General features: G+C 44.8%; 22 protein-coding genes and 1 tRNA gene. 8 read left to right on the top strand and 15 right to left on the bottom strand.

The window, feature by feature from the left end; all coding sequences use genetic code 11:
• Positions 1-14 precede the first annotated feature (14 nt).
• The gene (gene thiD, locus ICN27_RS04950) at positions 15-899 is read right to left on the bottom strand and encodes a bifunctional hydroxymethylpyrimidine kinase/phosphomethylpyrimidine kinase (protein ID WP_216269168.1); all 885 of its coding nucleotides are present in this window, start codon (positions 897-899) and stop codon (positions 15-17) included.
• A 21-nt stretch (positions 900-920) separates the two neighbouring features.
• Between thiD and ICN27_RS04945 the strand changes: the two genes are divergently transcribed.
• Positions 921-995 (top strand) — tRNA-Asn (locus tag ICN27_RS04945).
• Positions 996-1,057: 62 nt separating this feature from the next.
• Here ICN27_RS04945 and ICN27_RS04940 read toward each other — a convergent pair.
• Positions 1,058-1,642 carry a hypothetical protein gene (locus ICN27_RS04940; RefSeq protein ID WP_216269167.1) on the bottom strand — a complete coding sequence of 195 codons (585 nt, stop codon included), beginning with the start codon at positions 1,640-1,642 and terminating at the stop codon, positions 1,058-1,060.
• 208 nt (positions 1,643-1,850) lie between these two features.
• Between ICN27_RS04940 and ICN27_RS04935 the strand changes: the two genes are divergently transcribed.
• Complete coding sequence (locus tag ICN27_RS04935) at positions 1,851-2,882, top strand: tripartite tricarboxylate transporter substrate binding protein (protein WP_216269166.1); 1,032 nt, start codon at positions 1,851-1,853, stop codon at positions 2,880-2,882.
• A gap of 47 nt (positions 2,883-2,929) precedes the next feature.
• Here ICN27_RS04935 and ICN27_RS04930 read toward each other — a convergent pair whose 3' ends face one another.
• Entirely contained in the window at positions 2,930-4,585 is a 1,656-nt protein-coding gene (locus ICN27_RS04930) for a thiamine pyrophosphate-binding protein (RefSeq protein WP_216269165.1), read from the bottom strand.
• Positions 4,586-4,763: 178 nt separating this feature from the next.
• On the opposite strand from ICN27_RS04930, the gene ICN27_RS04925 reads away from it, so the two are divergent.
• The 4 genes from ICN27_RS04925 to ICN27_RS04910 all read left to right on the top strand — a co-directional run bounded on the left by ICN27_RS04925 (position 4,764) and on the right by ICN27_RS04910 (position 8,524).
• Positions 4,764-5,633, top strand: coding sequence for a fumarylacetoacetate hydrolase family protein (locus tag ICN27_RS04925; protein ID WP_216269164.1), 870 nt, complete (start codon positions 4,764-4,766; stop codon positions 5,631-5,633).
• 100 nt (positions 5,634-5,733) lie between these two features.
• Positions 5,734-7,032: a U32 family peptidase gene (locus ICN27_RS04920; protein ID WP_215310174.1), complete on the top strand. Its 1,299-nt coding sequence runs from the start codon at positions 5,734-5,736 to the stop codon at positions 7,030-7,032.
• Positions 7,033-7,054: 22 nt separating this feature from the next.
• A complete protein-coding gene (locus ICN27_RS04915; protein ID WP_215310173.1) occupies positions 7,055-7,591 on the top strand; it encodes a hypothetical protein in 537 nt (178 codons plus the stop codon).
• Positions 7,592-7,615: 24 nt separating this feature from the next.
• The gene (locus tag ICN27_RS04910) at positions 7,616-8,524 is read left to right on the top strand and encodes a transporter (protein WP_216269163.1); all 909 of its coding nucleotides are present in this window, start codon (positions 7,616-7,618) and stop codon (positions 8,522-8,524) included.
• Positions 8,525-8,528: 4 nt separating this feature from the next.
• On the opposite strand, the gene ICN27_RS04905 is transcribed toward ICN27_RS04910, so the two are convergent.
• Positions 8,529-10,196 (bottom strand): AMP-binding protein, encoded by a 1,668-nt coding sequence (locus tag ICN27_RS04905; protein ID WP_216269162.1) that lies wholly within the window; start codon positions 10,194-10,196, stop codon positions 8,529-8,531.
• 36 nt (positions 10,197-10,232) lie between these two features.
• The gene (locus ICN27_RS04900; RefSeq protein ID WP_216269161.1) at positions 10,233-10,796 is read right to left on the bottom strand and encodes a 5'-methylthioadenosine nucleosidase; all 564 of its coding nucleotides are present in this window, start codon (positions 10,794-10,796) and stop codon (positions 10,233-10,235) included.
• Positions 10,797-10,807: 11 nt separating this feature from the next.
• Here ICN27_RS04900 and ICN27_RS04895 point away from each other — a divergent pair, with 11 nt between their 5' ends.
• Positions 10,808-11,326 carry an adenine phosphoribosyltransferase gene (locus tag ICN27_RS04895; RefSeq protein WP_216269160.1) on the top strand — a complete coding sequence of 173 codons (519 nt, stop codon included), beginning with the start codon at positions 10,808-10,810 and terminating at the stop codon, positions 11,324-11,326.
• Between the two features lie 8 nt (positions 11,327-11,334).
• On the opposite strand, the gene ICN27_RS04890 is transcribed toward ICN27_RS04895, so the two are convergent.
• The 6 genes from ICN27_RS04890 to ICN27_RS04865 form a co-directional block, all read right to left on the bottom strand.
• Complete coding sequence (locus ICN27_RS04890) at positions 11,335-11,616, bottom strand: YqjK-like family protein (RefSeq protein ID WP_216269159.1); 282 nt, start codon at positions 11,614-11,616, stop codon at positions 11,335-11,337.
• A complete protein-coding gene (locus tag ICN27_RS04885; RefSeq protein ID WP_216269158.1) occupies positions 11,613-11,984 on the bottom strand; it encodes a phage holin family protein in 372 nt (123 codons plus the stop codon). Before ICN27_RS04885 ends, ICN27_RS04890 begins: the two co-directional genes overlap by 4 nt.
• A gap of 6 nt (positions 11,985-11,990) precedes the next feature.
• Complete coding sequence (locus ICN27_RS04880) at positions 11,991-12,326, bottom strand: YqjD family protein (protein ID WP_216269157.1); 336 nt, start codon at positions 12,324-12,326, stop codon at positions 11,991-11,993.
• Between the two features lie 65 nt (positions 12,327-12,391).
• Positions 12,392-12,832: a Smr/MutS family protein gene (locus ICN27_RS04875; protein WP_216269156.1), complete on the bottom strand. Its 441-nt coding sequence runs from the start codon at positions 12,830-12,832 to the stop codon at positions 12,392-12,394.
• 44 nt (positions 12,833-12,876) lie between these two features.
• Positions 12,877-13,173: a hypothetical protein gene (locus ICN27_RS04870; protein ID WP_215310164.1), complete on the bottom strand. Its 297-nt coding sequence runs from the start codon at positions 13,171-13,173 to the stop codon at positions 12,877-12,879.
• A gap of 1 nt (position 13,174) precedes the next feature.
• The gene (locus ICN27_RS04865) at positions 13,175-13,354 is read right to left on the bottom strand and encodes a hypothetical protein (RefSeq protein ID WP_046330120.1); all 180 of its coding nucleotides are present in this window, start codon (positions 13,352-13,354) and stop codon (positions 13,175-13,177) included.
• A gap of 158 nt (positions 13,355-13,512) precedes the next feature.
• Between ICN27_RS04865 and ICN27_RS04860 the strand changes: the two genes are divergently transcribed.
• Positions 13,513-14,850 carry an amidase gene (locus tag ICN27_RS04860; protein WP_255534982.1) on the top strand — a complete coding sequence of 446 codons (1,338 nt, stop codon included), beginning with the start codon at positions 13,513-13,515 and terminating at the stop codon, positions 14,848-14,850.
• Here the strand turns inward: ICN27_RS04860 and ICN27_RS04855 are convergent.
• From ICN27_RS04855 to ICN27_RS04840, 4 genes are read right to left on the bottom strand one after another with little or no spacing between them, the layout of a single operon-like run.
• Positions 14,847-15,989 carry a M20 family metallopeptidase gene (locus ICN27_RS04855; protein WP_216269155.1) on the bottom strand — a complete coding sequence of 381 codons (1,143 nt, stop codon included), beginning with the start codon at positions 15,987-15,989 and terminating at the stop codon, positions 14,847-14,849. The genes ICN27_RS04860 and ICN27_RS04855 overlap by 4 nt on opposite strands.
• Before the next feature lie 6 nt (positions 15,990-15,995).
• A complete protein-coding gene (locus ICN27_RS04850) occupies positions 15,996-16,703 on the bottom strand; it encodes an ABC transporter ATP-binding protein (protein ID WP_216269154.1) in 708 nt (235 codons plus the stop codon).
• Between the two features lie 2 nt (positions 16,704-16,705).
• Positions 16,706-17,491 (bottom strand): ABC transporter ATP-binding protein, encoded by a 786-nt coding sequence (locus ICN27_RS04845; protein ID WP_215310161.1) that lies wholly within the window; start codon positions 17,489-17,491, stop codon positions 16,706-16,708.
• A complete protein-coding gene (locus ICN27_RS04840; protein ID WP_216269153.1) occupies positions 17,488-18,630 on the bottom strand; it encodes a branched-chain amino acid ABC transporter permease in 1,143 nt (380 codons plus the stop codon). The genes ICN27_RS04845 and ICN27_RS04840 overlap by 4 nt, the downstream gene beginning before the upstream one ends.
• Position 18,631: the final 1 nt, after the last annotated feature.

Below are 18,631 nucleotides of genomic sequence, written 5' to 3'. Positions count from 1 at the left end.
TTCGCACTGAATCTTTAATACTTACCCTCTTCTTCTGGCAATGCAGTTGGATAAAAATCATGCATGTGCCATAAAGGTCCTGGACCCTCACCAATACTTAAGAAGCGACCTTTTTCCAACCCCGCCTCAACATAAGCTATTGCCTTAGCAACAGCATGAGAAAGATCGTGACCATCCGCTAAATAAGTCGCGATAGCAGATGATAGTGAGCAGCCAGTGCCATGGGTATTAGGCGTGTTAACCCGGTAGTGCTTGAATTCTTTTGATTGAACCACCTCAAGCCCATCTTCAATAGTTCGCCACATCAGAAAATCTGTCAGCTGAGTATGACTGGCATCCAGATGTCCTCCTTTGATCAAGACTGCCTGAGGACCCATCTCAAGCAACTCTTCTGCCGCCAACTTGAAATCCTTCACTCCTTCGATCTCGCGACCCAAGAGCAAGCCAGCCTCTTCCAAATTGGGAGTGATTAAGCTAGCCATCGGAAATAACTCTTTAATCATGGCTTGAGCGGTATCGTCTCCACCAAGACTGGCGCCTGAAGTAGCTCTCAGAACAGGATCTAGGACTATTCTTTTGGCGCCATGACGCTTGAGAGCAGATGCCACAGTGCGAACGATTTCTGGACTAGCCAACATACCAATCTTGACGATGTCTACCCCAATATCCATAAATACCGCATCAATCTGAGCCTCAACCACATCAAGATCAATATCCTGAATACGGCTTACCCCCAAGGTGTTCTGGGCTGTGATGGCAGTGATCACCGTCATCCCATATCCACCAAGGGCTGTGATGACTTTGAGGTCAGCCTGTATGCCAGCGCCACCGCCACTATCGGACCCAGCGATGGTCAATACTTTAGGGATCTGTACAGAACTTGGAGTAGATGATTTCATCTTGCTATAATATCGGCTTATTCCTCGATAGCTCAGCGGTAGAGCAGCAGACTGTTAATCTGTTGGTCCGTGGTTCGATCCCACGTCGAGGAGCCAAATACAAGAAAACCACCTTTTAGGTGGTTTTTTCTTTGCAGGTCAAGATGAATCGATTGACTCTAGACCAATCCCTTCTTTTTTAGATTAGCAAGGCGGTTATTTAATGTTTTGATGGTGAGAAGATTGAATTTATCCCCCTCAGACCAATTACTGCCTTTCCACTCAATACCTTCTGATGTGATGTTGGCAAAAGGCTCCTTACTCTCTTTTGCATAGCCTTCCAAAATAGCAATGAGCGCTGGGCGATCATCCGATCCTCCGGCATCTATAATGGCATCCAGGATAGGCTTAGTAATCGTATCGCCATAGCTGACTTTAGAGTCTGGATGTTTTGGTGCTGCTGGCTCATCAAAGCTGTATTCATGTGGCCACTCAAATACATTTCTAGCTGAATTTTTTACTGACTCTGGGCTGACTGCACCACCCTCGAGATTTTTTGGGTCAGTCGGGAGGTTTAATTCCACAATCCAAGCTTCGAATTCTGCAATACGGGCATAGCGCGTTTCTTCACTATCGCGCTTTTGCTCTTCCTGAGAAAGTAGCAAAGTGACCCAAGCCCAGGCGATATCTTTAGGTATAGCAAACTCTTGCGCCAAAATGCCGCTCGCTTTTTTCAGGATTGGCTTGGATGTGAGTTTGGTCATTGTGTTCTTTCTGTATTCTTGAGTGGGTGCCTTCAACGTAGGATGGAAAGGCTCGCCACAGACCCCGTAGGATACTCTTCATTAGGGTAGATTGAGTCCAAATGAGGTCTTTTAATCTCCCAGAACCCAATTGCCATTTGCTCTGTTATGCTTTTAGCACTGAATTAAAAATCATCATTAGAGTGAATTTAGTAAACGGGAGATAGACATGATTCAAAGCAAGCTTTTAAACGTATTTATTCGTATACCCCTATTCTTTGCAGCAGTGATCGCCATATTGCTTGGCACTAGTCACATTTCCCTCGCTCAATCAGACTATCCAAATAAACCAATACGTTTTATTGTTCCCTTTCCTCCTGGCGGGGCAACCGATAACATTGCCAGACCACTCCAAAGCGAGCTATTAAATACCCCGAAGTGGAATGTTGTAATTGACAACAAGCCAGGTGCAGGCGGCAATATTGGCGCAGAAATAGTTTCTAAATCCGCTCCAGATGGCTATACCTGGCTCATGGCCTCCGTGGGCACGCACGGTATTAATCTTCCTCTCTACACCCAAGGTGGCGGAAAGTTACCATTTGATCCAGTTAAGGATTTCACTCCCATTACTTTGGTAGCGGAGTTGCCTAATGTCTTAGTGCTGAATCCTGAATTTGCCGCTAAAAACAAAATCAATAGCGTGAATGATTTAATTGCATACGCTAGAGCTAACCCAGGTAAAGTCAATATGGCTTCAAGTGGCAATGGCACTTCGATTCATATGGCGGGAGAATTATTTAAATCCATGACAAAAACGTATATGGTGCACTTACCTTATAAGGGCAGTCCTCCAGCAGTCACCGATTTAATGGCAGGAAATGTAGACATCATGTTCGACAATCTCCCTTCTTCAATTAACTTTATTCGTGCTGGTCGTTTAAAGGCATTGGCAGTTACTAGTGCCAAACGCTCACCTGCATTTCCAGATCTACCAACCATAGCTGAGGCAGCAAACTTACCTGGCTATGAGGCAACTTCTTGGTTCGGTGTTGTCGGCCCCGCGAATATGCAGGCAGATATTCTCAATAAGGATAGCGCCGTACTGATGGCTGCTATCAACAGTGCTGCTGTCAGAGAAAAATATTTAGCAATGGGTGCACAGCCAGTTGGCAATACACCCGCTCAATTCTCAACTTTCATTAAAAATGAAATTGCGAAGTGGACAAAAGTTGTCAAAGATTCTGGTGCAAAGGTAGATTAAGTTTCCAGCTGACTTACTGAAAGAGGAGCATCGCTCCTCTTTTTTTATTACCCTAATTGAGAAAGCAGTTTAGTTGGGGTAATCACTTCTGGATCCAAGACTAGTTCAATCAAAGCACCTTTTTTACTAGCCAGTGCCTTTGCAAATGCCGGTGCAAATTCCTCGGTCTTGCTGACTCTAAAACCAGGCATTCCAAAACTATCTGCAAACTTCACAAAATTAGGATTGGTTAAACCAGTCGCAATCACGCGAGACTTAAACTCTCTCTCTTGATGCATACGAATAGTGCCAAGCATGCTGTTATTCACCACTAAAACAATTGGGTATGCATCGTAACGAGCAGCAGTAGCTAGCTCTTGGCAATTCATCATAAAGTCGCCATCACCACATACTGCAATCACCACTTTTTCTGGGCTAGCAATCTTTGCAGCAATTGCGGCAGGTAGACCATAGCCCATGGATCCATTGGCAGGCGCCAATTGGGTTTTATATGCCCCGTAGGGATAAAAACGATGGACCCAGGTTGCAAAATTCCCAGCACCATTGGTGATAACTGCGTCACGTGGTATGAGATTTGGTAAAGAGTCCATGATGAATGCTAATTGCAATTCACCTTGAACAGTCACTGGGCTAGAAAAAGCGAGATACTCATCATGAGCCTGCTTCATGGCAGTGCGATCATGCTGAGCATTCATCTGCACTATTTTTAATGCTGAACAGAAATTTTCCGGGCTGCAATTGAGGGCAAAGTCAGGTCGATATACACGGCCTAACTCTTCTGGGCCCGACAGCACGTGAATTAATTTTGCTTTTGCTTGAGGCACAGTCAATATGCTGTAGCCAGCGGTTGTCATCTCTCCAAGGCGTTCTCCGATGACTAGCAAAACATCCGCCTCTTGAATACGCTTCACCAAGGCAGGATTAGCGCCAATACCCAGGTCACCTGCAAATGCAGGATCTTGATTGTCAATCACATCTTGAGAACGAAAGCTGGTGGCAACTGGTATGGCCTGCGCGTTTGCCCAAGAACGTAAAGCTTCGCATGCAGTATGGTTCCAATTACCACCGCCAGCGATCACCATTGGATTTTTAGCAGAGGTAAAGGCAGCCATTGCTTGATTAAAACTATGGAGATCTAAGCCTGGCTGAACGACATGGGCAGCTTTGACAGGGTTTTCTTGACCAGTCATATACAGCACATCTTCTGGCAAAGCCAATACAACAGGGCCTTTTCGACCTGCCTGAGCCACATGGAAGGCATGGGAAACAAATTCATCAATCCGGTCGACGCGATCGATGCTACCAACCCATTTAGCGCATTCTGAGTACATGCGGCGATAGTCAATTTCCTGAAAGGCCTCACGCTCAACCATATCAGTGCCTACTTGTCCGACCAATAAAACCATTGGGCTTGAGTCTTGATAAGCCGTATGCATTCCAATCATGGCATTCGAGGCTCCAGGCCCACGAGTTACCATGAGGACGCCAGGGCGGCCTGTTAATTTTGCATAGGCCTCTGCCATATAAGCGGCGCCACCTTCTTGTCGACAGGTGATGAATCGAAAATCAGGGTGATCAACTAAGCCATTTAATAATGGCAGAAAACTCTCACCAGGAACGCCAAAGGCTATATCTACGCCCTGCCTTGCCAATGCATTTGCGAGGATTTGGCCGCCATTTAGCACTTTACTTGGGGTCTCCATGATGTTGATTGGCTTTCTAAAGATTTTGGATGTGTGTGACTAGTATCAGAAAGTTATCACACTTTATCAAGCAATGGAGCTGAAAGAATGCCTCATCGAAGAGACTTATCAACCTTAGAGACTGCCCTATACTGCCATCACTAACAACCAATAAACCAATTTAATTGGAGGCTTTGCAATGAGACTATTTAGTTATCGAGATTCAAGTGGCCAAGACGGTGTAGGGGCTCTTTTAGTGGGGAGCGCTAATAGCTTCATTAATCTATCTGCCACAGATCCATTGATACCCAATAACTTGCAAGCCATTATTGAATCTCAAGAAATCTTAAATCGTGCTGGAGCAGCGATCCAAAATTCCAAAGCAATTAAAGGGGAGATAGACGCTATCACTTTTAGATCGCCCATTGAGAGGCCCGGAAAAATTATCTGTATGGGTCTGAACTATGCCGACCATGCAAAAGAAGGTGGCAATGCAAGACCTGAATACCCCAGTTTTTTTATGCGTGGCCCCAGCTCATTAACAGCGCACTTAAGTCCCATCATTCGACCTCAGGTTTCCGATAAGTTAGATTACGAAGCAGAGCTCGCCTTTGTGGTTGGTAAAAAGGCGCGCCATCTGACATTAGAAAACGCTTTGGAATGTGTAGCGGGATACAGCATTTTTAATGATGGCAGTATTCGAGATTACCAACGTAAAACGACCCAATGGACCATTGGTAAAAACTTTGATCAAACTGGTGCTTTCGGGCCATGGTTAGTGACGCCAGATGAGCTTCCCCTTGGCTGCGATGGCTTGAAAATTCAGTCGCGCTTAAATGGTCAGGTTATGCAAAACGCCAATACCAAAGACTTTCTATGGAACGTGGCAGAGACCATAGTGCTGATAACAGAGTGTATGACGCTGGAGCCTGGCGATCTGGTCATTACCGGAACCCCGGCTGGCGTTGGCTATGCAAGGACACCCCCTGTTTTCATGAAACCAGGCGATATTTGTGAGATTGAAATTGAATCTATTGGAATACTGCGCAACTCTATAGCGGATGAGTAATTGAGCTAAAGCCCTAAATAAGCTGCCAATTGGTCAAAAAGTGTCAGCGAGCAGGCTTTGTCTGTTAGCAGAACATCTCGGTAGACCTTAAAATAGCGCCATGACCAAGATTCCAGAACTTCTCGCCCCTGCCGGCAGCCTCTCCATGCTGCGTACTGCCTTTGACTTTGGTGCTGACGCTATTTATGCTGGGCAGCCGCGTTATTCCCTGCGAGTACGTAATAATGACTTCGGAAAAATGGAGACGCTCAAAGAGGGTATTGATACTGCCCATGCTTTAGGTAAAAAGTTTTATCTCGTATCCAACCTCCTGCCTCATGGTGGTAAGACGCGCACCTATATTAAGGATATGGATCCTGTAGTTGCATTAAAGCCTGATGCGATGATCATGTCAGATCCTGGCCTCATCATGATGGCCAGAGAAGCATGGCCAGATATGCCGATCCATTTATCGGTACAAGCCAATACGGTCAATGGCGCTTCTGCAAAATTCTGGCGCTCTGTTGGTATCAGTCGAGTGATTCTGTCACGCGAGCTATCTTTTGATGAAATTGAAGAAGTGCGTCAAGACTGTCCAGAAATGGAATTAGAAGTATTTGTACATGGTGCTTTGTGTATTGCCTACTCTGGCCGCTGCCTACTATCTGGCTACATGTCTCATCGCGACTCCAATCAAGGTGCTTGTACTAATGCCTGTCGTTGGGATTACAAGGTCAAGCCCGGACAACAAAATACTAGTGGTGATGTAGTTCTTCTTCAGGAGGCACGTCGTCCAGATGATTTAATGCCCATGGAAGAAGATGAGCACGGCACTTACATCATGAACTCAAAAGATTTGCGTGCTATTGAACATATTGAACGCTTGACCAAGATGGGCGTCGATTCATTCAAGATTGAGGGTCGCACCAAGTCGCCCTATTATGTTTCTCGTACCTGCCAATCCTATCGCACTGCGATTGATGATGCAGTAGCCGGTCGTCCAATGAATATGTCTCTAATTGGTAATTTGGAAGGCCTTGCAAATCGTGGCTATACCGATGGCTTCTATGAGCGTCACCACGATAAAGAATATCAACTCTATATGCGTGGTCACTCCCTCTCGGGTAGAAGTTTGTATGTTGGCGAGACCTTAGAGATTGATGAGGCCTCAGGTCGCGTCAAGGTAGATGTCAAAAATCGTTTCTCGATTGGTGATAAGTTAGAAATCATTGAACCCGAGGGTAATCAAGATATGGTCTTGGATGCCATGTGGAATCTCAAAGACGAGCCAATTGATGTTGCCCCCGGCTCAGGTCACTTTGTGTGGATTCAATTGCCACTCAAGAGTAAGCATGCATTTATTGCGCGCTACACCCAAGAACCAGCACCTGTTGAGGCTAACTCTTGCAGCAACTGCTAATTAAGCATCTTAGAAAGTTTTTATGAGTGCAATCCCGCCTAATTTAGATTCTGCACATGGTTTCAAAGCTAAAGCTAAGGAAGAATTTGTCAAAGCGTTTCAGTTAACTATTTACTTTGGATCTTGGTTTTGTGCTCTTGCCTTTTTAGCAGCAACCTCCCTAGATGAGAGGCCTATCCCTTTATCTATCTTTGGCTTTGCTTTATTCAAAGCGGCAATCTGCGCCAAATTCATGTTGATCGCTCAGGCTGCATTCCCAATCAAAGTCAATGAAAAGCATGGAATCGTCAGCTCACTTCTCTTGGAGTCCCTAATCTACCTTCTGGTTGTTTTGGGCTTAAATTATTTAGAGGCCGGAGTTCATGGATTAATTCATGGAAAAGCGTTTTTGATCTCCATGACTGAATTTGGCCAATCTAATCCTTTGCGCGTAGTGGCCATGTCGATTGTGTATTGGTTAATTGTGTGGCCTTATTTACTCCTAACGGGAATGACCATCATGCTTGGTAGCAACGCTACCCTAAAGATTTTGTTTGGCGACAAATCAAAACTCAACTAATCTAACTTGAGTGATGTAACTCGGATGATTAATTTCGCCTGCCTTACTCAAGGTCGAGTTTTTGCAATAGGCACTTGGCTATTCCTTACTTCAGGCGCTTTACTACCAACCCTATCTCATTCACAAGAAATCGAAGCACGCACTTATTCCAATGCACCTGTTGGGATTAACTTTATTAGCGCTGGGGTTGCACAAGCAAAGGCCGGCAATTACACGCTGACTAGTGAAGTCATGGGCCTCACCCATATCTTTGATGCAGGGGGTCAATCTGGCAAGCTCACTCTAGTACTTCCTTATGGTCAACTGACTGGATCGAGTTCGATTGGTGGGCGCACAGTAAATGCCAGTACTGAGGGATTATCAGATCCACTGATCAAGGCAGCAATTAATCTCTATGGCGCACCAGCATTAACGCTAGATCAATTTAAGAGTTACCAGCAGGATCTGATTATTGGAGTCAGTCTTGCGGCATCAGTGCCATGGGGTAAGTATGACGATAACCAACTCATTAATGTGGGAGCAAATCGTTGGTTTATCCAGCCAGGCCTTGGAGTTTCTAAAGCGCTTGGTCCTTGGCGATTTGAGCTCGCTGGTGCTGGTATTTTCTACACCAGCAATACCAACTTCATGGGCGGTAACTCGCTATCTCAAAACCCGGTTTACTCGACTCAAACACACGCGATTTATTACTTTCAGAATACTGCTTGGATCTCTGTAGATGCCACCTACTTTACTGGCGGGCAATCCTACCTCAATGGCAACCCGATTAGTGGTAGTCAAGAGAATTGGCGCTTTGGCACAACGATGTCCTACCCAGTAAATAAACATAATTCGATTCGGCTATCGGCGAGCACAGGTGCGTACTCTAGAACCAATAATAGTTATGACTTATACGGGATTTCTTTTCAGTACCGCTTTGGCGGTGGCCTGTAATTATTTACAAGTCGCGCAGATGACGGCGCAATATCTTGCCCACATTAGACTTGGGCATTTCAGTAATAAAAGCAATCTTTCTGGGGCGCTTGTAACTGGTCATTTGCTCTTTGCAATACTGAATGACTTGAGCCTCAGTTAGCTCAGGCTTGTCTTTAACAATATAGGCCTTGACGATCTCACCGAGCTTGCGGTGCGACAGTCCAATCACAGCACATTCCCTGACACCGGGAATTTGAGAAATCACTTCCTCAATTTCATTAGGAAATACTTTATAACCGGCTACTACGATCATGTCCTTTTTACGATCGACAATCTGTACAAAGCCATCGGGATTCATGATGCCAATATCGCCAGACTTAAAATATCCCTCTGGCGTAATAGATTGCGCAGTCTCATCTGGTCTATTCCAGTAGCCCGCCATCACCTGTGGACCCTTGATGCAAATCTCTCCAGGCGAGCCAAATGGAACTTCTATGCCATCGTCACCTAGTATCAATACATCTGTACCAGGCACTGGCATGCCAATGGATCCAGTAAATTCTTTTACGAATGGCGTATTGACACACACCACTGGTGAAGTTTCTGATAGCCCATACCCTTGAGCAATCGGCACCCCCATCATTTTCTGCCAAAGCTCCGCCGTCTTTTTTTGAACTGCCATGCCACCGCCAATGGTGACCAAAAGATTGGGTAGGCGCACACGTTTAAATTCTGGACGATGTATCAAGGCATGAAATAGCGTATTAACGCCTGGAAAAATATTGATATCCGGGTGCTTTATCAGCAGCTTAATAAAGCCGGTAATATCACGTGGATTGGCGACCAATAACAATTTGGCGCCTTTACGCATTCCAAGCAGACCGCAGGCGGTCAGTGCAAAGATATGGGTCATCGGCAAGGCACATAAAAAAACCAACTGTTGCTGCCGATTTTTTAAAGCAGGGTCGAGCCAAGATTCAATCTGAATGATATTGGCTAATATGTTGCGGTGTAATAAAACTGCGCCTTTAGAAACCCCTGTAGTTCCGCCCGTGTATTGTAAAAAAGCTATACCGTCCTGCCTTAGGTTTGGTTTAGTGAAGCCATGGCCAGAGCCAATTTTGAGAGCTTGATTCAATTTAACGCAAGGAAAGTTCCAATGCGGAATCAGCTTTTTAATATGGCGAGCGATCAAATTAATGATGACACCCTTCGGCCCTAGACTCTCTCCTAGGCTACTGACAATAACCTTCTTTATAAGTCCTAGATTGGCAATCTCCTGATATACATGAGCAAAGTTTTCTAACATCACCAAGATAGATGCACCGCTATCTTGGAGTTGATGCTCCAGCTCGCGAGCGGTATAGAGCGGATTGATATTGACTACGACAAACCCTGCACGTAGAGTCCCTAGCATTGCAATTAAGTATTGCGGCACATTCGGGAACATGATGGCGATACGCGAGCCCGCTTCAAGACCTAAGGTTTGTAAATAAGCAGCAAAGTCCTTGGACAGAATATCGAGTTGACGATAGCTGATGGTGTACCCCATCGACTCCATTGCTATCCGATTGGGGTAATTTTTAAAAGAATCCTCTATCAAATCAGCAATTGATGAATAGCCCGCTAAATCGATCTCATGGGGAACGCCCTCGAGATAGTTTTTCAGCCAAGGTTTTTGAGTATTCATCTTCAAGAGTAATTTGATAATGGTGTTGGGCGCGCCTTAAGCGCTCATCAGCTCTTTGAGCTTATCTAAATATAGCTCTTGACCATGATTGACGCGGTGAGTCCATTCGTTTCCAGAGTCAGCGTTGGCATCATCAGTCACGTATTTAAATGATTGCCATGGAATGTGAAATTGATGTGCGATATTAGCAATCGCAAACAACTCCATGTCCACCACATCTACACCCTGAGATGTTAGCCAAGGATCATGGGCAGTAACAAAACTATCGCCAGTACCACAAGTATGCTCACCCCCAAGAGACAGGTATTGGGATGGCTTGGGGCAAAACGGAGTTTGCCCTCGAGGCGCCAGAGGGTCTGTCATCATGTCGCGCTGTATTACTTTGCCGATTTCTAATAAACCCTGAAGAGCGGGGTTAATTTTTCCAACGGTACCAAAGTTCACTATCCTCTGAGGCTGATATTGATGAATAGCCTGAATACTTGCCGCGGTTGCATTGATTTTGCCAACCCCAGAATACACAATATCGATACCCGCCGGTAGTGCGCTTTTATCCAGCTCGGACTCTAATGCGGTAATAATGAGCAATTGTGTTTTCATATCAGCCAATAATGAATTTATTAGATTATCTACCTGGAGTCCCCGACTTTCCTAAGCCAGGCATCCTCTTTAGGGACATCTCCCCTTTATTAGCCGATCCGAGTGCATTTAAAGAGGCTACGATACAGCTAGAGGCACTTGCTCAGCAATTTGATTACAGCCATATTTTAAGCATTGAATCACGTGGCTTTATCTTTGGCACCGCCCTCGCCTACAAAGCCCATAAAGGCCTCGCTTTAGCCCGGAAACCCAATAAGCTGCCTTTAGCTAGCCATCGAGAATCCTATGGCTTGGAGTACGGCTCCGATTCCCTAGAAATTCAGGAGTCTACTTTGCCAGCTGATTCACGAGTGCTGATTGTGGATGATGTACTGGCCACCGGCGGAACTATCATCGCAGCCAGTAAATTACTCAAAAAGGCTGGCTTTCAAGTTGCTGGTGCCATCACTTTTTTAGAGATTGCTGGTTTACGTGGAGGCGAAGTCCTGAGCCAGAACGGGATAGCCAATAAGACAGTCTTCATTGCCTAAAGCGAGTCTTACAAAAGACTCTTAACGCCCTTGAGAAGTTTGACAGTACCCCAGCCTACAGCAAGCACTTTCCTAGCTAACTTAGGCTGGTAGTGTGCCAATACGGCAAAAGCACTAGTCCACAAGATCGGTGTGCTCTTCATGAAATTAAAAGTATCTATGCCTTTGTCAGCCCAAGACAGTGGCTTTTCAAGAGGCTCAAAATGCAGAGCGAAGTCAGCACGCTCTTGGGCTGCTCGTTCTTGCAGCACCCTTTGCCTTGCCTGAAGTTCTGCCAGTTTTTGACTCATCGTTTTGCAAGTTCCTGGCGATCCTTAGCCAACTCTGTAATCGTTGCCTGAAATAATTTAGGCATGGTTTTGAGTGAGCGCAAGACTACCAGCGCCAAAATGATGCCCACTGCCAAGAAGCCACTAGTTAGTAAGCTTAGCGCTAAGACCCGATCAGTCTCCCAGCTGTAAATCACAATAAGTAAAGCCAGCATTACCAATCCAAAGAACAAGAAAAACAATGTAAAGATCACCATAACCAAAAGACTCAAAAACTGAGAACGCGCAATCTGCACATCAGTAGAGATTAACTCTAGACGGGTCTGAGCAATGGATGCCCCTGTGGAGACAAGATTTTTTAGTGAGGAGAAAAGATTTTCTTGTGACATGAATTCCTAGCGACGACGAATAAATAGACCAACCAACAAGCCAATCCCAGCAGCAACACCTACCGCCTCCCAGGGATTTCTATGGACAAACTCATCAGTGCGCTCAGCGATAACTTTGGCCTTTTCAGTCACAGTGCCTTCAACAGAGGAAAGACTTTCTTTGGCGCTGTTGAGCGTCTCCATGGCCTTTGAACGGATTGCGCCAAGCGGTCCATCGTTATGACTTGCCGTTGCCTTAATGAGATCCTCAGCATCCGCCATAAGCGCTTTGAAGTCACCAATTAAGTTTTCAGAATTGATTTGAAGATCTTCATGCACGGTTGTTGATTTTTTAGCAGTCATTGCCGCTCCTTGCTGATGTCATCGAATTTGATATAGTGGTCCATTCTAAGCAATTCCGACTGAAATCACAGTATTAATACCGTCATCCCAGCGTTTCCCTCCTTGAAGTGCTTTAGATAAGCTTTTAATCCAGGCCTTCTTCTCAAAAGTGCATGGTAAGCCTCGCTACCAAATGCGGTTTGCTCACCGAAGTGATATTCATCAACACGGTCGGAGAAATAGTTATTGTCTAAGGCGTCATGTACAGCCCATTTAATTTTGCCACCCTCACCACTGGCTCCATAGCCATGTATCAGTATCATTGCCTTGATGCCCACTTCTGAGGCTCTACGTAGCCCAATAGTTAAGCGATCCAATGCCTCCTCAGCACTTGGATTATCAAATTTTAAATTCAATACCATCGTGTCACTATGCGGTAAAGGAAGCTCCTGACTTCCGCATTGACGACATTTCCCAAGCATTCCTCGGGGATTGCCACATTCTGGACATTCAAATGAATGGGCCATTAAACGCCTTTACAGATGATTGGGCAATAACCTATCAAACACTATTAAGAACAATACTTAGCCTCTAAAGCAGATGTTGAGTTGGCCTGATCATCAACCATTCGGTTCAGGGTTGTTTGCGCTGCATCTTTGTTCTCTTGGACTTTAAGATTTAAGTTAATCAAGCCTCCTACATCCTTACGAATAGAGGTATTGCCATAGCGTAAGCCCTTTAATGTAGAAACTGCTTCAGCAGAAATCTTGCATTGCTGGTTTAGCAGCTCCGAAGAATCCGATGAGGTATTTGCGTATGCCAACGCAGCTACAGAAATTGAGACAACGGCCAATAGAGTCTTCTTCATCTTATTTCCTTAATTTATGACCACATGTTGGACAACAACCTAAATCTTTTGCTTTTGTTTTTCTTAAGGCGGCATAGACGCTAGATTCTGAAATTTCCATCTTTCTAGCGGCCTGAGCTGCGGTCATTCCCTTCCCTATCCAATCTAAAGCTTGATGTGTTTTTGGTATCGCTCTTCTCATTTCGCCTCCTTTGACAATACTATACTACAGAAGTTGTGAAGTTGTGAACTTTATTTATAATTTTGCTAGGATTGAAATAGCAGGTTTAATAGGGAAAGGGATGTTGAGATGCCTAGAAGAGCGATAGGACGACGACGGTGATAAAGTAAGGTGATTAAATGAATACAAACGCAAAACTCATGAAGCCATCCTTAGATTTATTGCAGGCATGCCAACAAATACAACAAAAACAGCTCAAAGTTGATGACTATTTGGCGCAATGTACAGCGCGAGCAGAACAAGTTGAGCCGGAATTAAAGGCGTTTACGGCAAGAGCATCATTACAAGAGCTGCAGCGCCAATCGGGAACGGGTCCATTAATGGGCATTCCGGTGGCTGTAAAAGACATCATTGCAACGAAGGATTTTGTTACAAGCAATGGCTCAGCGATATATAAGGATTTTGTCCCGAGTGAAGATGCTGAAATTGTCAAAAAAATCCGTAGTTTAGGTGGCGTTATCTTTGGCAAAAGCGTAACAACTGAATTTGCCTGGCGTCATGCCGGTGCCACAACCAATCCATGGAATAGCGCCCATACTCCCGGGGGCTCATCAAGCGGCTCGGCTGCCGCTGTAGCGTGCGGAATTGTGCCCTTAGGCTTGGGTTCCCAAACTGCTGGATCGATTATTAGGCCAGCATCATTTTGCGGTGTTGTTGGCTATAAAGCCAGCTTTGGAAGCGTTCCACGTAAAGGCGTCCACCCGGTTTCTGGCTCGCTAGACCATATCGGATTTTTTACAAGATCTGTGGCGGATGCGAGATTTGCATTTAACTTACTCCGCAATACCGTCATCGATGAGGAAGATGCAATTGTTTTAGAGGAGCTGACTCAGAAATCCCTAAGTGAGGCTCTAAAAAATCACAAGCCTCGAATTGGTATCCTAAAAACACCCTTTGATGGATTATTAAGCCAAGAGCAGATCAAAACAATAAAGATAGCTGAATCATCACTTAATGCGTCTGGTGTCAGCACGGAAGAAATCACACTCCCACAAATTTACTGGGATGGAATAGAGGCTTTAGCGGTTTTAATGGCATGTGAAGCTGCGGTAGTTCATGAAAAGCACTTGGAGAAATTTCCTGATTTACTAAGCCTGGACATGAGAGAACTCATCGAGAAAGGAAATGCCTGTTCGGTCGGCAATTACATCAAGGCAAAAAATCTCCAGGCAAAATTACGCCTCTCTCTGGCTGAATATTTTCAAAGATTTGATGCGATATTGGCGGCTCCAGCAACAGGAGAAGCGCCTAAGGGTCTCAGTTTTACTGGAAACCCCATCTTTTGCTCTCTTTGGACCTTTATTGGTGCACCAGCAATTGCACTTCCAGTCACAAAATCAAGCAATGGGCTACCACTAGGAATTCAACTTATTGGCAATTACAGAGAAGATGAAAAATTGCTCAACATCGCACAGTTTGCTGAAGAATGCATTAAGACGGCGGGTGGGCAGTCTTAGGGTTTTTGCCAATCGGAAATAAGGTTGGCAAATAATTTAGTCGCATCTTCAATCTTATCGACATAGCAAAATTCATCGGTCTGATGCGCCATCTCAGGTTGGCCCGGGCCTAAAATAACAGTGGGAGGGTTGCCGATCACGGATTTTAAAGCCGATGCATCGGTAAAATAAGATACCGTTTTCTCTATTGGCCGAATACCATTCAGTTTTGTGCAATGCTCAAATACTTTCGCCATCCATGGATCATTGGCTGGAGTAAAAACACCCTCAATATCAATAATGGTGTCAAGTTGCACTGTTGGGCCTAAGGCCTTGCATAAACAACCATAAATATGAGAATGGCTTTGCCCAGCTACCGTACGAATATCTAAGGTCATTTCTGCAGCATCTGGAACAGAGTTGATGTTCAATCCAGCTTTAGCAGTACCAATGTTCAATGTTCCCTGCCCCATCATTTCATGTGGGGGTGTATCAAAACTAAATTGCTCCAGTTTTAATGCTGCTTTAGCAAGCTTATAGAATGCGTTATCGCCTCTCTCGGGCATCGAGCCATGAGCAGTTACTCCCTCCGTTTTAGCTCTTAGCCAGTAGGCGCCCTTATGACCAAGCAGCGGCTCATTAGCGGTAGGCTCAGCAACAACAAAGCAACCGGCCGGGCCTAAGAAATCTACAATCTCTTTATTGGCAGCAAGATGAAATGCACCTTCACAGCCTGTTTCTTCACCTGCAGTAATGATCATAGTCACACCAGCACCCTGCTTAGCTTGATGTGCCATCTCTATACCCGCCACTACAAATGCAGAGATACCGCTTTTCATATCGCTTGAACCACGACCATAGAGCTTGCCATCATTAATCAGACCAGCAAAGGGCTCAAACTTCCAAGGACGCGCACCTAAGGGCACAACATCAACGTGGCCTGTAAAGCAAATACTCGGTTTATCAGTGCTACAAGAACCAATTTTTGCAACTAAGCTTGTTCGTCTTGGGGCAAACTCAATCAGACGACACTCATAGCCCGCCGACTCTAAGAGAGTTTTCAAGTATTCGCAAATTTGATCTTCATTGCCAGGCGGGTTCACCGTATTAAAACGAATGAGCTCTTGAGTTAATGCGACGGGGTTTAGTTTAGCGTTCACAGTAAGTTATCCAAAATAGGCGGCTTGAACTTCCGCGTTATCGGCAAGTTCCTTTGCATTACCCTTGGCAACAACTTGACCTTTAGAGATTACATACCCTCGATGCGCAATTGCCAAAGTTTGGCGTACATTCTGCTCGACTAAGAGCACAGTAGTTCCCATCTGATTTATTTCTTTGATGATTTTGAAATTCTCTTTAACAAATAGCGGCGATAATCCCAATGAAGGTTCATCAAAAATCAGCAGATCAGGCGAACTCATTAAACTGCGGCTAATAGCCAGCATAGCCTGCTCACCACCTGACATTGTTCCAGCTACTTGCGAAGAGCGCTCAGCCAATCGAGGAAATAGCGTCTTCACATGTAAGCGACGTTCCTCGATTACATTCTTGTCTTTGACTAAATAAGCGCCAGCAGACAAGTTTTCATCAACCGTCATTCGAGGAAAAACACGGCGCCCCTCTGGAACGCAGGCAATGCCTTGTTCAATAATTTTGTGGGAAGGTAAATGCGTGATGTCTACACCCTTGAATAGAATTTGACCCCGATTTGCTGGCGTTAATCCTAAGATAGATCGAATTAAAGTTGATTTTCCTGCGCCATTAGCGCCCAAGATGCAGGTGATCTCGCCTTGTTTAACTTCGATTGATACATCCTCGAGAACATCAATACGATCGTAAGCCGTATAAATATTATGAATATTTAGCAAGTTCATGATCACTCTTGTCCTAAGTAGGCCACCTGAACCTCAGGATTATTAACAATCTCATCGTAGGTGCCCTCAGCAATTTTTTTACCGTAATTTAATACAATGCAACGCTCAGTCATGCGCTGAATTAAGCCCATTTCATGCTCAATCAAAATGATTGTGAATGGCTTTATTTTGCTACGAACCTGCAAAATATCATCCATCACCTCAACAGTTTCATCATGGGTCATTCCAGCAGAGGGCTCATCTAGCAACAAAAGATCTGGCTCGCTAATTAAGGCGCGACAAATCTCGATACGACGGCGGTCAATCATCGGTAGGCTGGCAACAGGCTCGAATATTTTTCCCGCTAATTTCGGATTAAAGGTTAGGAGTAGTTGATTTACCTGCTCCACCACATGGTCATACTCCTGTCTAAATTGCTTTCGCTTGAAGAGATTAAAAATTAATCCGGTATTTAGACGGCGATTATCACCAATCGCAATATTGTCAAAAACAGTGAGGGGCAAAGACAGTCTAGAGCGTTGAAAGGTTCTCGTAATGGCCTCGCGATAGACTTCCTGAGCACTCGCATCAGTAAGATCACGCCCCCTGAACGTCACATTGCCAGCGGTTGCTCTATAAAGACCAGTGATCACATTAAAGAATGTAGTTTTACCGGAGCCATTTGGACCCAAAAGGCCGAGAACCTCGCCCTCATTTACATGCAAATTCAGAGAATCCAGCGCTGTAACACCACCAAAGCGCATGGTTAGATTGTGAGCCTCCAGAATTTTATTTTTAACTTGACTCATTTTTCACCCCCCGCTTTATTGCCAGGGAAATACTCTCGGATTCTTCGGGGCAATAGGCCATCAGGACGGAATAACAAAATTAAAATCACAACAATTGCGTACAGCAAAAAACGATATTCCTGAATAAACTGCAGCTTCTCTGGAAGAATAACCACAATAGCTGCAGCAGGAATGATGCCCCAAGGATTGCCAATTCCGCCCAAAATAACAATGGAGACCATAATCAACGAGTCGGCAAAAGTAAAATTATTAGGAGCTACATAGGCAGTCATCATTCCATATAGGGCACCAGCCATACCCGCTATCAAATTACCCAATGTGAATGCCACAATTTTCCAATGCGCAATCTTGACACCAAATGTGCTAGCGGCAATCTCATCAGTACGCACCATGTCCATACTTAATCCTATCCATGAGCGCTCTAAATTACGAGTAAGCTTGAAACTTAAAATTAACAGGACTAAAGCAATTAATAAATAAGGGATGTAGAAGGAAATCTCATATCCAGCGATCTCAATTCCATTCGAGAGATTCCAGCCAAATAAGTTCATGGCTGGAATCTTCATTCCTTGAGGGCCGCCTAAACTATCGTTTACCTCTAGAAAATTTCTAAATAAAATACCAAATGCAATGGTTACCAAAGCCGCATAGTGGCCTCGGGTTCTCAAGACTGGATAAATGAGAATTGATCCAATCAAGGCAGATACGCATGCGGCCAGTACTAAGATCAAAATATGTGGAACGGCAGTATAGGTTGCTAAGATTGCCGCTGTGTAGCTCCCGATGCCAAAAAAAGCTGCTCCAGCAAAGTTAACTATTCCAACATACCCAAACTGAATATTTAAACCGAGACAAACTACAGAATAAATAAGCACTGTAGCCAGCATTAGTAGAGCAAAGTGAGAGTTATGAAACACCACCATGGTAATGAGCACGCCAGCAACAGAAGCGTATGCCGGGAACTGCGGATGTTCTCGCACGGCAGCAGCCAAGCGGTCCATCAGACCCATTTTTTTACCAACAACACTAACAGCAAAAGCCAAAAAGACTAGGCCGCCAACCTCAATCTGACTTTCTGATCCCAGCAATAAAATACTGTAGAGCAAGCTCAATATAAAAGTAGTAATTAGTAACTTCATT

This window comes from Polynucleobacter sp. Nonnen-W13, from assembly GCF_018881735.1.
Taxonomy (GTDB): Bacteria; Pseudomonadota; Gammaproteobacteria; order Burkholderiales; family Burkholderiaceae; genus Polynucleobacter.
Note: the sequence above shows the minus strand (reverse complement) of the source record. Positions and strands in the feature narration are given on the sequence as shown.